Genomic DNA, 14,709 nt, shown 5'->3' with positions numbered 1-14,709 from the left:
CGCCGCGTCCCATGGCCCCTGCGCCGACGCCGACCCCGACGCCCACGCCAGCCGCCCCACGTCCGACCACGCCGGCGCCCACAGCGCCACCCATCGTCCCCAGCACTCGCACCCCGGCCGACACTCAGATCTCGCAGCTCGGCCGCGGGCGGTTCGTGTGGCCGCTGCGGGGGGACATCCTCTCCACCTTCGGCCCCAAGGGCACCGGTCAGCGCAATGACGGCGTCAATATCCGCGCCCGTTCGGGCGAGGCCGTCCGCGCCTCGGCGGCCGGCGATGTGGTCTATGCCGGCGACCAGGTGCCGGGCTTCGGCAATCTGGTGCTGATCAAGCACGCGGACGGCTGGGTCACGGCCTATGGCCACCTGGCGCGCATCGACGTGAAGATGCAGGACAAGATCAGCCAGGGTCAGCAGAACGGCCAGGCCGGCGCCACCGGCGAGGTCGGTGAGCCGCAGCTGCACTTCGAGGTCCGCTTCGCCCCGACGCCGCAGGACCGCGCCCGGCCCATCGACCCGATGCTGGTCCTGCCCCAGTAGGGTCCGGACCCGCGGCTGGCCTCAGAGGGGCAGGGTCTTGCCCTGCGCCCCGGCCAGGTCGCGGATAAACTGCCAGGCCACCCGGCCCGAACGAGCGCCGCGCAGCTGCGCCCATTGCAGGGCGTGGCGGTCCAGGTCCGGATCGCTGAGCTCGTGGCGCGCGGCATAGGCGCGCACCGCCTCCAGATAGGTGGGCTGGTCCATGGGCGGGAAGCCGATCCAAAGGCCGAAGCGATCGGAGACGCTGACCTCTTCCTCGGCGTCCTCGGCCGTGGCGATCAGGCCGCGGTCCTCCTGGTGGCCGCGGGGCATCAGGTGCCGGCGGTTCGACGTGGCCACGAACAGCACGTTTTCCGGCGGGCCCGACACACCGCCTTCCAACGCCGACTTCAGCGCCTTTGCCGCCGCTGCCCCCTCCTCGAACGACAGGTCGTCGCAGAGCACCACGAAGCGCTCATCGCGCCCCCGCAGCACATCAAACGGGGCGGGCAGGGCGGTGACCTGGTCGCGATCCACCTCCACCAACTTCAGCGCCGGGTGATCCTGGCCCACGGCCATGAAGGCCGCCTTGGCGATCGAGCTCTTGCCCGTGCCGCGCACGCCCCATAGCAGCACGTGGTTGGCCGGCAGCCGTTGAGCGAACCGTTCCAGGTTCTCCACGAAGCGCGCCTTCTGCCGCTCCACGCCCACCAGGGAATCGAGGCTCAACGGATAGTCGGGAGCCGGGTGGAAGGCGCCGGTCTCCGGATCATGGCGGAAGAGCCGAGCGGCGGAGAAATCCGCCTCTGCCGGCGCCGGCGGCGCCAGGCGTTCCAGGGCTTCGGCGATACGGACGAGCAGGGGGGCGAGGGCGTGATCCATGACTTGGCTGCTTAACCCTCGGGCTCGCATTGCAAAAGGGGGCGCCAGCGCATAGCTTCCGCCGACTTGAAGAGGGGCCGACGCACCGGGCCCTTGACCGCTTGCCGGAGAGGCTATGTTCGCCACCCCCGCCTTCGCCCAGACCGCCGGCGCCGCCGCCGCTGGGCCCCAGGACATGATCCTTCAGTTCCTGCCGCTGATCCTGCTCGTCGTCCTGTTCTACTTCCTGATGATCCGTCCGCAGCAGCGCCGGATGAAGGCGCACCAGAAGATGGTCGCCGAACTCAAGCGCGGCGACCAGGTCGTCCTGTCCAGCGGCATGCTGGGCAAGGTGGTCCGCGTCGAGGACAAGGAAGTCGGCCTTGAAATCGCCACCGGCGTCACCGTCAAGGTGATCCGGACCATGATTTCGGAGGTCCGCGTCCGGGGTGAACCCGCGCCGGCCAACGATTCCAAGTCCTGACTGATCCTGCGCCAGCATAAGGGCGGCCCCGCCTCATGATGACTTTGTCGCGCTGGAAGATCATCGCCGTCGTTCTGGCGGCGATCTTCGGCGTCCTTTTCTCCGTCCCGAACCTGCTGCCGCAGCAGACCCTGGCCTCCATGCCGGCGTTCTTCCCACGCCAGCAACTGAACCTGGGGCTCGACCTCCAGGGGGGATCGCACCTCCTGCTGGAGGTGGACACCGACGCCCTGCGCGCCGAGCGGCTGGTCAACACTGTGGAGGACACCCGGGTCACCCTGACCGCAGAGCGCATCGCGTTTTCCGATCTGCGCGAGCAGGGCGGCGAGATCACACTGAGGATCACCGATCCGGCCCGCCGCAGCGCGGCGGCCACGGCCCTGCGCACCGCCCTGGGGACGCCGCTCGCCGGCACGACCGGCGGCTCCGACATCACGGTCAGCAATGAGGGCGAGGCGGGGCTGCGCATCAGCTTCGTCGAGGCGGCCATGGACGCCGAGGCGGGCAAGGCCGTCGAGCAGTCCATCGAAATCATCCGCCGCCGCATCGACGAACTGGGCACCAAGGAGCCCACCATCATCCGCCAGGGCGTCGACCGGATCGTCGTCCAGGCGCCGGGCGAGAGCGATCCTGAGCGTCTGAAGAACGTCATCGGCCAGACCGCCAAGCTGACCTTCCAGATGGTGGATGAGTCCGCCGACCTGGCCGCCGCCGCCGAGGGCCGCGCACCGCCCGGCTCCGAGGTGTTGCCCAGCGAGGACGGCCTGACCCCGTTCATCGTGGTCCGCCGCCGGGCCTTGGTTTCCGGCGAGATGCTCACCGACGCCAGCCAGGGCTTCGATTCCCAGACCGGCGAGGCCGTCGTCAATTTCCGCTTCAACAGCATGGGCGCCCGCCGGTTCGGCGAAGCGACCGCGCAGAGCATCGGCCAGCGCTTCGCCATCGTCCTCGACGGGAAGGTGATTTCCGCCCCCGTGATCCGCAGCGCCATCACCGGCGGTAGCGGCATGATCAGCGGGAGCTTCACGCCCGAAAGCGCCAACGACCTGGCCGTGCTGCTGCGGGCGGGCGCCTTGCCGGCGCCGCTGACCGTCGAGGAACAGCGCACGGTGGGCGCTGAACTTGGCGCCGACGCCGTGCGTGCGGGCCAGATCTCCACCGGCATCGGCTTTGTGACCATCCTGGTCTTCATGGTCCTGGCCTATGGCGGTCTGTTCGGCGGGATTTCCGTCGTGGCCCTGCTGATCAACGCCCTGCTGATCTTCGCCATCATGTCGGTGACCCAGGCGACCCTGACGCTTCCCGGCATCGCCGGTCTGATCCTGACCCTGGCCGTGGCCGTGGACGCCAACGTGCTGATCTATGAGCGGATGCGCGACGAGATCAGGGCCGGGCGAACCGCCATCGCGGCGATGGACGCCGGCTTCTCCAAGGCCATGAGCAGCATCATCGACGCCAATGTGACCACCATCCTGGCGGCGCTGATCATGTTCCAGTTCGGCTCCGGGCCTGTCCGGGGCTTCGCCTGGACGCTGTCGATCGGCGTCGTCACCTCGGTGTTCACCGCCGTTCTCGTCACCCAGGTCCTGCTGGCCCTGTGGTTCCGGGCCGCACGGCCCAAGACCCTGCCGATCGTCTGAGGTTGCGAACCATGTGGCCCCTGATCAAGATTCTGCCCGTCAAGACGAACTTCCGGTTCGTGACCTTCGCCAGATATGCCGGCGTCGCCTCCCTGCTGGCGGCGATCGCCTCGCTGTTCCTGGCGCTTTATCCGCTCACCCCGCCCTGCGGCGGCATGAACTGCGGCATCGACTTCACCGGCGGCACACTGCTGGAGATTTCCACTGCGCCGCAGGAGGTCGACCTGGCCGTCGTGCGCGGCGAATTGGGCGCCCTGGATCTGGGCGACGTCCAGGTGCAGGCCTTCGGCGCCCCGACATCGGCCCTCGTTCGCTTCCAGACGCCGGAAGGCGAGAGCGCCGAACAGGCCGTCAGCGAGGTGAAGGCCGCGCTGACCGCCTCGCTCGGCGAGGTGGTCTTCGCCAAGACCGAGGTGGTCGGCCCCAAGGTGTCGGGCGAACTGTTCGAGAGCGGCCTCCTGGCGCTTGGCGTCGCGATCGGCCTGATGCTGCTCTACATCTGGTTCCGGTTCGAACTGCAATACGGGGTGGGCGCGGTCGTGGGCCTGTTCCACGACGTCATCCTGGCGTTCGGCTTCATCGCCCTGTTCGACCTGGAATTCTCGCTGACCACCATCGCCGCCATCCTGACCATCATCGGCTATTCGATGAATGACACCGTCGTGGTGTTCGACCGCCTGCGGGAGAACATTCGAAAGTACAAGGTCATGCCGCTGGGGCAGGTCATCGACCTGACGATCAACGAGACCCTGTCGCGCACGGTGATCACCGGTCTGACCGCCATTCTGGCCCTGACGGGCCTGGCCCTGTTCGGCGGCCCGACCCTGTTCGCGTTCTCGGTGATCATGATCTTCGGCGTCGTCATCGGCACCTATTCGTCCATCTATGTGGCCGCCCCGGTCATCCTGCTGTGGGGCGTCAAGCGCGGCGAGGAAGAGGCCGAGCCCCTGCCGGTCCGCTCCTAGGCCGTGGCCCGGGACGCGCCCAGCCTGGACAGCTTCGGACCCGGCGGCTTCCGGGTGTCCGGGGTCTGGCGGCCGGGGTCCCTGCTGATCGTGTCCGATGTCGCAGCAGCCTGGCCCGTCAGCAGACTCGCCGATGTCACGCCAGATTCCCTCTATCCCGTGTTCGCCGCCGGGGCCCGGGATGTGGAGTTCCTGCTCCTGGGAACCGGCGCGGCCAACGCCCTGCCGCCGCGGCCCCTGCGCGACCTGCTGCAGAAGGGTGGGATCGGCCTGGAGTTCATGGACACTCCGGCCGCGGCGCGGATGTACAATGTGTTGACCGCTGAGGGCCGCCGTCTGGCCTGCGCCCTGATCGCGGTCTGACTAGGCCGACGTCCGGCCAAGATCCTCATCAAGGGACTGGACTTGCGCCGCGATAAGCGCGGCTATAGGGCAGAACCAAGAACAACGGGGAAAACGTCGATGCAGGGCCTGCTGTCCAACTTCCGCAATACGATGATCGTGAGCCTGCTGCTCTCGGTCGTCATGATCGTCGGCTATATGGTGCACAATCGCGGCGCCGACGTGATCTTCGTCCAGGCGGTGTTCCGCTGGATGCACCTGGTCTTCGGCATCCTCTGGATCGGGCTGCTCTACTATTTCAACTTCGTCCAGATCCGGAAGATGCCCGACATCCCGGCCGAGATGAAGCCGGCCATCTCCAAGCACATCGCGCCTGAAGCGCTGTTCTGGTTCCGCTGGGCGGCGCTGTTCACCCTGGTCTCGGGCCTGGCCCTGGCCTGGAGCCGCGGCTTCCTGCTCGAGGCCCTGAGCCTGGGCGCCGCCAGCGGCTTCGTCGTGCCGCAGCACACCTTCATCGGGGTCGGCATGTGGCTGGCCATCATCATGTTCCTGAACGTCTGGCTGTTCATCTGGCCGAACCAGAAGATCGCGCTGGGCATGGTCGAGGCCGACGATGCGGCCAAGGCCAAGGCCGGCCGCACGGCCATGCTGTTCTCGCGCACCAACACGCTGCTCTCGCTGCCGATGCTGGTGACCATGGCCATGAACCAGACCATCTTCGGCTGACCGTCGAAGCACGCTAGGTTTGCAAGGACCCGCCGTCATGGCGGGTCCTTTTCGTTTCCGGAGATCCATGAGCGACGACACATCCCCCCCGGCCCAGGATCTGGACGCCCTGGTCCTGCGGGTCGACCCCGACCGCTGGCTGGCCAGCCGGCTGATCGCCGAACCTGTGGCGCGGGCCGATGTGGTCGCCCTCTACGCCTTCGACCACGAGTTGGCCCGCGCCCCCAAGGTGGCCTCAAACGCCCTGCTGGGCGAGATCCGCCTGGCCTGGTGGCGCGAGGTGCTGGACGAGGCCTATGGGGGCCTGCCGGTGCGCCACCATCCCACCGCCCAGGCCCTGGCGCAGGTGATCGCCCGGCGCAACCTCCCGCGGGCGGATCTGGAGCTGATGATCGACGCGCGCTATCGCGAGTTGGACCCGACGCCGATGACCCCGGAAGAGGCCCTGCTCTGGGCGCGGGAGACCGGCGGCGCCGCCGCGCGGCTGGCGGCCCAGATCCTCGATCCTGACGCCAGCCCCATGGCCGCGGAGGCGGCCGGCGCGGCCTGGGCCTTGTCACGCCGACGGCTGGCCGGCGAGGCGCCGGGCGATCGCGATGCGATTGCGAGCCTCCGCGATCAGGCCCGTGGCCTCAGCGTGGCGGCCTTTCCCGCCGGCGCCCAGGCGGCGCTCTCCAAGGTCTATGCGACCGGCCGAGAGCCTACGGCCTTGGGCAAGCGATGGCGCATCACCCTGGCGGCGCTGACCGGCCGGGTCTGAGCCGGCTATTCAGCCGCCAGGGCCGGCTGGCCGATCCAGGCGTCCAGGTCGGCCAGGGCGCGCTCGCCCACCATCCGCTTCTTGGTCCGGCCCCGTTCCTTGGAGCCTAGCCTGCGGCCCTCGGCGTCCCGCTTGGGGCTCTCCAGGGGCGGGATCAGGCCGTAATTGATGTTCATCGGCTGGAAGGAGCCGGCGCCGCCGTCCAGGTGGCCGCCGGTGATGTGGCCGATCAGGGCGCCCAGCGCCGTCGTCGGCGGCGGCGGGGCCAGAGGACGGCCCAGGCGCTCGGCCGCCGCAAAGCGGCCGGCCAGCAGGCCGACAGCCGCGCTCTCCACATAGCCTTCGACGCCCGTCACCTGGCCGGCGAACCGCAGGCGCGGATCGACCTTCAGCCGCAGGGCGCCGTCCAGCAGCAGGGGACTGTTGATGAAGGTGTTGCGGTGCAGGCCGCCCAAGCGGGCGAAGACGGCCTTCTCCAGGCCGGGGATCATCCGGAAGATCTCGGTCTGGGCACCGTGCTTCAGCTTGGTCTGGAAGCCCACCATGTTCCAAAGGGTGCCCAGCGCATTGTCCTGGCGTAGCTGGACCACCGCATAGGCCTTCTCGTCGGGCTTGTGGGCGTTGGTCAGGCCGACGGGCTTCATGGGGCCGTGGCGCAGGGTTTCGCGGCCGCGCTCGGCCATCACCTCGATGGGCAGGCAGCCGTCGAAATAGGGGACGTGCTCCCAGTCCTTGAACTCGGACTTCGGGCCGGCCAGCAGGGCGTCGATGAAGGCCTCGTACTGCTCCTTGTCCATGGGGCAGTTGATATAGGCCGCCGCATCGCCGCCAGGCCCGACCTTGTCGTAGCGGGACTGGCGCCAGCAGATGTCCATGTTCACCGACTCCACCGTCACGATGGGGGCGATGGCGTCGAAGAAGGACAGGGCGCCTTCGCCGGTCAGATCGAGGATCGCTTGCGACAGGGCCGGCGAGGTGAGGGGGCCGGTGGCGACGATCACATTGTCCCAGTCGCCGGGCGGCAGGCCTGCGACCTCGCCCCGGTCGATCATGACGTTGGGGTGGGCCTCCAGCCGCGCGGTCACGGCGTCGGCGAAGCCGTCGCGGTCCACCGCCAGGGCGCCGCCGGCCGGCACCTGGTTGGCGTCGCCGCAGGCCATGATGATGGAGTCCAGCTTGCGCATCTCGGCGTGGAGCAGGCCGACGGCGTTTCCGGCCCAGTCATCGGCCCGGAAGGAGTTGGAACAGACCAGCTCGGCGAGCTTGTCGGTGTGGTGGGCGTCGGTGCCGCGCACCGGGCGCATTTCGTGCAGGATGACGGGTGCGCCGGCCTGGGCGATCTGCCAGGCGGCTTCGGAACCGGCCAGGCCGCCGCCGATGACATGGATAGGAGAGAGGCTCATGGGCGTTCCATTAGCAACGATCTGCGCACTTCGCGAGCCGGCCCTTGCGGGTGGGCGGGGCGCGCGCCTAGTTTCTCCGCCGATGGTCGGCGACTCCAGGCGCTTCAAGCCTTTGGCGCGTCCGTCTGGGAGCTGAGATGAGCGACTTTTCTTCGGGTGATGCGGCCTTCTCTTCAGGCGATGCGGCCTTCGAGGGCTTTCGGCTGACACGGGAGGCGCCGCGGGTGGTGCTGACCTGGGCCCTGTTCCACCTGATCGTCTCCTTCGTGAGCGCCACGGCCCTCATTCTCCTGGGCGGCGATTTCCTATTGCAGGCCGAGAACGCTGCGGAGATGACCCCGGCCGAGATGGCGGTTTTCATGCGCGACATGGCGCCGGCCTACCTGACCCTGGCTCCCATCGGTCTGTTCGTGGTCTCGGTGGCGGCTGCGGCGGTCTATCGGATCTATCTGCGGCCAGAGGAGGCGGCCGAGCGCGGCTATCTGCGTTTCGGCGCCGATGAAATCCGGCTGATCGGCCTGACCCTCATCTACTATCTGCTGACCATCGGCGGCGTGCTTGCCCTGTCCCTGTTGGCGGCTATCGGCGCGGGCCTCGCCTCCCTGGCGGGGCAGGGCGCCATGGCCCTGGTGGGCGGCGGCATGCTGCTCTTCTTCGGCGGGCTGTGGCTCTATGTGCTGGTGCGCCTGTCCCTGGCGCCGGTCCTGACCTTCGACCAGCAGCGGCTGGTGGTGTTCGGTTCCTGGAGCCTGACCCGCGGGCATTTCTGGCGGATGCTGGGCGCCTATCTGCTGGCGCTCATCTCGATCATTGTGGTCAGTCTGCTGGCCATGGTGATCTTCGCGGCCTTGGCCGGCATCGCCACCGTGGCGACTGGGGGCAGCATGTCGTCCGTGGGCGAGGCCTTCCAGCCCGACTTCAGCTCATTTGGCGCCTATGTCTCGGCCCAGACCGTGCTTTATCTGATGTTCAACGCGGTCCTCACAGCCATCTACTATCCGGTGATCCTCGCGCCGCAGGTGGTCGCCTACCAGGCCTTCCGTCCCGCGCCGGAGGCGCAGGACGGCGGCGTCGAGCTGTCAGCCTAGGCGGTTCAGGCCTGGGCGCTGGGGCGGGCGGTGACCCGCTGATGCCAGGCTGCGAGGTTGGCGTAGTTGGGGTCCATCTCCAGGCCGATCCAGGTGGCGAAGTCCACGGCCGACAGGGCGCAGATGTCGGCAATGGTGAAGTCGTGGCCGGCGATGAAGTCCCGGCAGGCCAGCTCCCGGTCCAGCCACTTCTGAGCTCCGGCATAGGTCTCGCGGTTCGATTCGCCGAAGTCCTTGAACTGGGTCAGCAAGGCGGCGGTATAGGGGTGGGCGTGGCGCCAGTAGTTGCCGATGGGCGTCATCAGCACGAACTCGACCCGGCGAACCCACATGTCCACATGGGCCTTCTCCAGGGCGGTGCGGCCAAACAGCGGCGGCTCAGGATTGGTCTCTTCGAAATAGCGGCAGATGGCGACGGTCTCGGAAATGGTCGCCCCGTCGTCCAGCTCCAGGGTCGGGATCTGGCCCAGCGAGTTCTTGGCCCGATAGTCCGACGACTTGTGCTCGCGCTTGCGCATGTCGACCGTGGTTTCGGGCAGGTCGATGCCCTTTTCAGCCAGGAAAATACGGACGCGGCGCGGGTTCGGCGCCGGCATGGGCGCGCCGTAGAGGATCATGGGTCAGCTCCAAATCGCTTAAACGAATGGAGCGACGCTATTTCGAACAGCTGTTTACGGAAACCCTGACGTAGCGTCAGCCAAGCGCCGGGAGGTCGCGGGCGAGGCCGGACATGACGGCCGCCTCCCAGTCTGCGGGCCAGGCGGCGCCAGTCGCCTGTGCGACCCGGCGGGCGCGTGGCAAAAAACGGTCGCGCAGGTCGCGATTGGCGGCCAGAAGTTCGGCCTTGATCGCCCGCGGCGGGGTCAGCGCCTCCAGCTCTGCGATCTGTTCGGCGGTCAGGAAGGGATAGAGCTTCTTGGCGCCGCCGCGCTCGGCGGGACCGACGCCGTTCTCCTCCAGCATCAGCTCGATCAGCAGCCGGCGCAGATGGCCGACGCCGTCCTGCATCACCACCCACTCCCGCCGTCCGACCGCCACCGGGGCGAGGGAGAGAATGCGCAGGAATTCGGTGACGAGCGCCTCGACGCGCCGCGCGGCAGCCGCTGGATCGGACGGGCGCGCGGGGCGCTCAACCGGACCCTGGCTGGCGTCGCCGAACAGCAGCTTCACGCCCGCAGCGGTCTGGCGGGCGAACTCTTCGGGCGTCGAGAGCACCAGGTCGAACCGAAGCAACTCAGGCGTGGTCCCGTTCACCAGCCGCCCGAACTGGCTCAGGCGCAGGGCTGTGGCGGGCAGGGGGCCGTCCTGGGCCATCAGGTCGCCGAGCAGGCCCGGGATGTCGCCGGCCCCCGCCACCAGGGTGATGTCGATATCGCTCCAGGCGTCGCCACGGCCGGCCCCGAAGCTGCCGGTCAGCCAGGCCGAACCGATGCGCGCCTCGGATCGGAGCGCCGTCTCAAGCGTCTCCAGAAGGGATTGCTGATCCGGCGTCACGGCGAGGGCGCTCCAGGGTTCAGGCGCTCTTGCGGCGGGCCAGGCGGCGCTGTTCGTGGCGATCCAGCACGTCCTTGAGATAGCGGCCAGTCCAACTGGCCGGCTGGGCGGCTACGGCCTCGGGCGTGCCCACCGCGACGATCTCGCCGCCGCCGTCGCCGCCCTCGGGACCGAAGTCCAGCAGCCAGTCGGCGGTCTTGATGACGTCGAGATTGTGCTCGATCACCACCACCGTATTACCCTGGTCGACCAGCTCGTGCAGCACCTCCAGCAGCTTCTGGATGTCCTCGAAGTGCAGGCCGGTGGTGGGCTCATCGAGAATGTAGAGGGTGCGTCCCGTGGCGCGGCGCGACAGTTCCTTGGACAGCTTGACCCGCTGGGCCTCGCCACCCGACAGGGTCGTGGCCGGCTGGCCGACCTTGACGTAGCTCAGGCCCACCCGCTTCAGCGTCTCCATCTTGTCGCGCACGGTTGGCACGGCCTTGAAGAACTCGGCGGCCTCCTCGACGGTCATGTCCAGGACGTCGGAGATCGACTTGCCCTTGAACTGGATCTCAAGCGTCTCGCGGTTGTAGCGCTTACCCTTGCAGACATCACAGGTGACGTAGACGTCGGGCAGGAAGTGCATCTCGATCTTGATCAGGCCGTCGCCCTGGCAGGCCTCGCAGCGGCCGCCCTTGACGTTGAACGAGAAACGCCCCGGCCCGTAGCCGCGGGCCTTGGCCTCGGGCAGGCCGGCGTACCAGTCGCGGATCGGCTGGAAGGCGCCGGTATAGGTGGCCGGGTTAGATCGCGGCGTGCGGCCGATGGGCGACTGGTCGATGTCGATGACCTTGTCGAAGTTCTCCAGCCCCTCGATCCGCTCGTGCTGGGCCGGCGCGTCGCTGGCGTTGTGCAACCGCCTCGCCGCGGCCTTGTAGAGGGTCTCGATGGTGAAGGTCGACTTACCGCCGCCGGAGACGCCGGTGATGCAGGTGAAGACACCCACGGGGATTTCGCCGGTGACGTCCTTCAGATTGTTGCCGCTGGCGCCGATGATGCGGACCACCTTCTTCTTGGAGATGGGCCGCCGATCCCGCGGCACGGCGATCTCGCGGGCGCCGGACAGATACTGGCCTGTCACGCTCTTTGGGTTGGCGATCACCTGCGCAGGCGTGCCCTCGGCGACGATCATGCCGCCGTGGACGCCGGCGGCCGGCCCCATGTCGATCACATAGTCGGCCGTCAGAATGGCTTCTTCGTCGTGCTCGACCACCAGCACCGAATTGCCCAGGTCGCGCAAGCCGCGCAGGCTGTTGAGCAGGCGGGTATTGTCGCGCTGGTGCAGGCCGATGGACGGCTCGTCCAGCACGTACAGCACGCCCGTCAACCCTGAGCCAATCTGGCTGGCCAGGCGGATGCGCTGGCTTTCGCCGCCGGACAGGGTGCCGGAATTGCGCGACATGTTGAGATAGTTCAGCCCCACATCGACCAGGAACCGCAGGCGATCATTGATCTCCTTCAGGATTCGCCGGGCGATCTCCATCTGCTTGTCGGTGAGACGATCCTCCAGGGCGGTGAACCACTCTCCGGCATGCTGGATCGACAGGCGCGAGACCTCGCCGATGTGACGGCCGTCGATCTTCACCGCCAGGGCCTCAGGCTTCAGGCGGTAGCCGTGGCAGACCTCGCAGGGCGTCTCCGACTGGAACCGCCCCAGTTCCTCGCGCACCCAGGCCGAGTCTGTCTCGCGCCAGCGGCGCTCCAGGTTCGGCAGGACGCCTTCAAAGGTCTTGTTGACCTCGTACTTGCGGGCGTTGTCGTCATAGACGAAGTGGATCTTCTGGCCCTTGGAGCCGTGCAGCACCACGTCCTTGGCAGCGTCCGGCAGCATCCACCAGGGCTCGTCCATCGAGAAGTCGTAGTGGCGGGCCAGGGCCTGCAGGGTCTGGGTGTAGAGGGGCGAGGGCCCCTTGGACCAGGGGGCCACGGCGCCCTTGTGCAGGGGCTTGTCCTTGTCGGGGATGACCAGGTCGGCGTCGAAGGCGAGCTTGGCGCCGAGGCCATCGCAGGCCGGGCAGGCGCCGAACGGGTTGTTGAACGAAAAGAGCCTGGGCTCGATCTCGCTGATGGTGAAGCCGGAGACCGGGCAGGCGAAGCGCTCGGAGAAGATGATCCGCCGGGGCTCGGTCTCGCCCTCGGCCACGTCGGCCCATTCGGCGGTGGCGATGCCGTCGGCCAGACGCAGGGCCGTCTCCAGGCTGTCGGCGTAGCGGCTTTCCTGGTCGCCCCGGGTGACCAGCCGGTCCACCACGATGTCGATGTCGTGCTTGAACTTCTTGTCGAGGGTGGGCGCGTCCTCGATCGGATAGAAGGTCCCGTCGATCTTCAGCCGCTGGAAGCCCGCCCGCTGCCACTCGGCGATCTCCTTGCGGTACTCGCCCTTGCGGCCGCGGATCACCGGGGCCAGCAGATAGAGCCGCTCGCCATCGGGCAGGGCGGTCAGCTTGTCGACCATCTGGCTGACGGTCTGGCTCTCGATGGGCAGGCCGGTGGCCGGCGAATAGGGAATGCCGACCCGCGCCCACAACAGGCGCATATAGTCGTGGATCTCGGTGACCGTGCCGACGGTGGAGCGCGGATTGCGGCTGGTGGTCTTCTGCTCGATGGAGATGGCCGGCGACAGACCCTCGATCAGGTCCACATCCGGCTTGCTCATCAGCTCCAGGAACTGGCGGGCATAGGCCGAAAGGCTCTCCACATAGCGGCGCTGGCCCTCGGCATAGATGGTGTCGAAGGCCAGCGAACTCTTGCCCGAGCCGGACAGCCCCGTGAGCACCACCAGCTCCCCCCGCGGGATGTCGACATTGACGTCCTTGAGGTTGTGCTCCCGCGCACCGCGCACGCGGATGAAGTTTAGCTGATCGGCCATGACTGTCCTGGAAACCCTGCCGGCCGCCCAGGTTCCAGACAGCCGGTTTCTATGTAGTGCCGGGACTCAGAGATAACACGAGAACAAGCCGGGAACAAAGCGCCTCAGCGGGTCGCCGCGGCCTGGACCTCGGCGAAGACCCGCAGGGCGTTGCCGCCCCAGAACTTGTCGAGATCCTCCTGAGTGAAGCCGGCCGCGATCAGGCGTTCGGTGAGCGTCGGGAAGGTGGTCACGTCCTCCAGCCCCTTGATCCCGCCGCCGCCGTCAAAGTCCCCCGACAGGCCCACATGGTCGATGCCGGCCACCTCGACCACATGCAGAATGTGCTTCATCAGGTCGTCGAGATTGGCCTGGGGCAGGGGATAGGCCGCCTCGATGGCCGCCAGTTCGGCCAGATAGGCGTCGCGGTTTTCCACCGCCACGTCCCGGCGCTGGCCGTACTTGGCGGTGAGCGCGGCCAAGGCGGCCTGACGCTCGGGGATGCGCGGCACATCGACCATGTAGCCGGAGAAGGCGTTGACCTGGATCACCCCGCCCTTGGCCGCCAGCTTGCGCAGCAGGTCGTCGGGGATGTTGCGCGGGTGGTCATAGACCGCCTTCACGCCCGAGTGGGACAGGATCACCGGGGCGGTGGACAGGTCGAGGATCTGGTCCAGGGTCTGGTCCGAGGCGTGGCTGGGATCGATCACCACGCCCAGCTGGTTGGCGCGGGCCACGAAGGCGCGGCCCTTTTCGCTGAGCCCGCCCCATTCGGGGCCCTTGGGATCGGTGGAGGAGTCGGCCAGGTCGTTGTTGGCGAAGTGGACCGGCCCCATCATCCGGACGCCCAGCTTGTAGAAGGTGTCCATCAGGGTCAGGTCGCCGGCCACCGGCGCGCCGTTCTCGATGCTGATGAAGACGAACTTCTTGCCGGCCGCCTCAGCCGCGGCGGCTTCGGCCGGGGTGGTGACGAGGGCGAAGTGCTCATGCTCCCGGGCCGTCATCTGCAGGATCTCGCCGGCGCGGACAAAGGCGTGGTCCCGGGCTTCGGCGTCGGCCTCAGGGCCGCGGCCCCGCTGCGGGGTGAAGATCACGAATACACCGCCATCGACGCCGCCCTCGACCATGCGGGGATAGTCCACCTGGGTGCCGTCCACGGCGACGTCGTGGCGCTCCATGATGCTCCAGCCCTCGGCCCCGAAATTGGCCGGGGTGTCGAAGTGGGTGTCCAGCACGGTGGCGGCCTCGTGCATCTCTGCGGGGGTCTGGGCCAGCGCGGCGCCGGCGACCGTGGACAACAGGCCGGCGAGCAGAATGGAGCGGATGTTCACGAGACGGACCCCCAGGATGCGATGGAGGGCGGAGGTTAGGTCGCGCCGCCTCGGCAGCGCAACGCCGGAGGTCGTCAATCGGCCGCGAATTTGCATGCCGCCCTGAGGACGACTACATCCGAGGCTCCAGCCCAGAGGAGAGACAGACATGCGCGCCGCAAGCGATTTCCGCTCCGCCCTGCACGCCCACGTCGCCACGGTCTTCTC

At 68.0% G+C, this 14,709-nt stretch carries 14 protein-coding genes; 8 read left to right on the top strand and 6 right to left on the bottom strand.

Annotated features, from left to right (window positions below; genetic code table 11):
* The coding region (locus V7702_RS02450; RefSeq protein WP_335648555.1) for a murein hydrolase activator EnvC family protein at positions 1-539 on the top strand (539 nt) is incomplete at its 5' end.
* 21 nt (positions 540-560) lie between these two features.
* On the opposite strand, the gene V7702_RS02445 is transcribed toward V7702_RS02450, so the two are convergent.
* Positions 561-1,400 carry an ATP-binding protein gene (locus V7702_RS02445; RefSeq protein WP_335648554.1) on the bottom strand — a complete coding sequence of 280 codons (840 nt, stop codon included), beginning with the start codon at positions 1,398-1,400 and terminating at the stop codon, positions 561-563.
* Positions 1,401-1,575: 175 nt separating this feature from the next.
* Between V7702_RS02445 and yajC the strand changes: the two genes are divergently transcribed.
* From yajC to V7702_RS02415, 6 genes are all read left to right on the top strand, one after another.
* Positions 1,576-1,863 (top strand): preprotein translocase subunit YajC, encoded by a 288-nt coding sequence (yajC, locus tag V7702_RS02440; protein WP_442958386.1) that lies wholly within the window; start codon positions 1,576-1,578, stop codon positions 1,861-1,863.
* Between the two features lie 35 nt (positions 1,864-1,898).
* Complete coding sequence (gene secD / locus V7702_RS02435) at positions 1,899-3,503, top strand: protein translocase subunit SecD (protein ID WP_335648553.1); 1,605 nt, start codon at positions 1,899-1,901, stop codon at positions 3,501-3,503.
* Between the two features lie 11 nt (positions 3,504-3,514).
* Positions 3,515-4,468 carry a protein translocase subunit SecF gene (gene secF / locus V7702_RS02430; RefSeq protein ID WP_335648552.1) on the top strand — a complete coding sequence of 318 codons (954 nt, stop codon included), beginning with the start codon at positions 3,515-3,517 and terminating at the stop codon, positions 4,466-4,468.
* 3 nt (positions 4,469-4,471) lie between these two features.
* On the top strand, positions 4,472-4,831 hold the full coding sequence (locus V7702_RS02425) for an Mth938-like domain-containing protein (protein WP_335648551.1): 360 nt from the start codon (positions 4,472-4,474) through the stop codon (positions 4,829-4,831).
* Between the two features lie 99 nt (positions 4,832-4,930).
* Complete coding sequence (locus V7702_RS02420) at positions 4,931-5,536, top strand: urate hydroxylase PuuD (RefSeq protein WP_335648550.1); 606 nt, start codon at positions 4,931-4,933, stop codon at positions 5,534-5,536.
* A gap of 67 nt (positions 5,537-5,603) precedes the next feature.
* The gene (locus tag V7702_RS02415; RefSeq protein WP_335648549.1) at positions 5,604-6,296 is read left to right on the top strand and encodes a squalene/phytoene synthase family protein; all 693 of its coding nucleotides are present in this window, start codon (positions 5,604-5,606) and stop codon (positions 6,294-6,296) included.
* Positions 6,297-6,301: 5 nt separating this feature from the next.
* Here the strand turns inward: V7702_RS02415 and trmFO are convergent, their stop codons facing one another.
* Positions 6,302-7,699 carry a methylenetetrahydrofolate--tRNA-(uracil(54)-C(5))-methyltransferase (FADH(2)-oxidizing) TrmFO gene (trmFO, locus tag V7702_RS02410; RefSeq protein WP_335648548.1) on the bottom strand — a complete coding sequence of 466 codons (1,398 nt, stop codon included), beginning with the start codon at positions 7,697-7,699 and terminating at the stop codon, positions 6,302-6,304.
* A 137-nt stretch (positions 7,700-7,836) separates the two neighbouring features.
* Here trmFO and V7702_RS02405 point away from each other — a divergent pair, with 137 nt between their 5' ends.
* Positions 7,837-8,787: a hypothetical protein gene (locus tag V7702_RS02405; RefSeq protein WP_335648547.1), complete on the top strand. Its 951-nt coding sequence runs from the start codon at positions 7,837-7,839 to the stop codon at positions 8,785-8,787.
* 5 nt (positions 8,788-8,792) lie between these two features.
* Here the strand turns inward: V7702_RS02405 and V7702_RS02400 are convergent, their stop codons facing one another.
* From V7702_RS02400 to V7702_RS02385, 4 genes are all read right to left on the bottom strand, one after another.
* Positions 8,793-9,404: a glutathione S-transferase family protein gene (locus V7702_RS02400; protein WP_335648546.1), complete on the bottom strand. Its 612-nt coding sequence runs from the start codon at positions 9,402-9,404 to the stop codon at positions 8,793-8,795.
* Positions 9,405-9,480: 76 nt separating this feature from the next.
* Positions 9,481-10,281: a hypothetical protein gene (locus tag V7702_RS02395; RefSeq protein WP_335648545.1), complete on the bottom strand. Its 801-nt coding sequence runs from the start codon at positions 10,279-10,281 to the stop codon at positions 9,481-9,483.
* 19 nt (positions 10,282-10,300) lie between these two features.
* The gene (gene uvrA / locus V7702_RS02390; RefSeq protein ID WP_335648544.1) at positions 10,301-13,192 is read right to left on the bottom strand and encodes an excinuclease ABC subunit UvrA; all 2,892 of its coding nucleotides are present in this window, start codon (positions 13,190-13,192) and stop codon (positions 10,301-10,303) included.
* 104 nt (positions 13,193-13,296) lie between these two features.
* Positions 13,297-14,502, bottom strand: a complete 1,206-nt coding sequence (locus tag V7702_RS02385) for a dipeptidase (protein WP_335648543.1) — start codon at positions 14,500-14,502, stop codon at positions 13,297-13,299.
* Positions 14,503-14,709: the final 207 nt, after the last annotated feature.

It is taken from the genome of Phenylobacterium sp., from assembly GCF_036963605.1.
GTDB lineage: Bacteria > Pseudomonadota > Alphaproteobacteria > Caulobacterales > Caulobacteraceae > Phenylobacterium.
The sequence above is the reverse complement of the archived record's forward strand: the minus strand, read 5'-3'. Positions and strand labels throughout refer to the sequence as shown.

Bases quoted from the DNA above. Each gene is read 5' to 3' on its own strand.
- trmFO (WP_335648548.1), bottom strand. From the start codon at position 7,699: ATGAGCCTCTCTCCTATCCATGTCATCGGCGGCGGCCTGGCCGGTTCC.
- V7702_RS02420 (WP_335648550.1), top strand. From the start codon at position 4,931: ATGCAGGGCCTGCTGTCCAACTTCCGCAATACGATGATCGTGAGCCTG.
- V7702_RS02400 (WP_335648546.1), bottom strand. From the start codon at position 9,404: ATGATCCTCTACGGCGCGCCCATGCCGGCGCCGAACCCGCGCCGCGTC.
- V7702_RS02445 (WP_335648554.1), bottom strand. From the start codon at position 1,400: ATGGATCACGCCCTCGCCCCCCTGCTCGTCCGTATCGCCGAAGCCCTG.
- uvrA (WP_335648544.1), bottom strand. From the start codon at position 13,192: ATGGCCGATCAGCTAAACTTCATCCGCGTGCGCGGTGCGCGGGAGCAC.
- secF (WP_335648552.1), top strand. From the start codon at position 3,515: ATGTGGCCCCTGATCAAGATTCTGCCCGTCAAGACGAACTTCCGGTTC.
- V7702_RS02415 (WP_335648549.1), top strand. From the start codon at position 5,604: ATGAGCGACGACACATCCCCCCCGGCCCAGGATCTGGACGCCCTGGTC.
- V7702_RS02405 (WP_335648547.1), top strand. From the start codon at position 7,837: ATGAGCGACTTTTCTTCGGGTGATGCGGCCTTCTCTTCAGGCGATGCG.
- yajC (WP_442958386.1), top strand. From the start codon at position 1,576: ATGATCCTTCAGTTCCTGCCGCTGATCCTGCTCGTCGTCCTGTTCTAC.
- secD (WP_335648553.1), top strand. From the start codon at position 1,899: ATGATGACTTTGTCGCGCTGGAAGATCATCGCCGTCGTTCTGGCGGCG.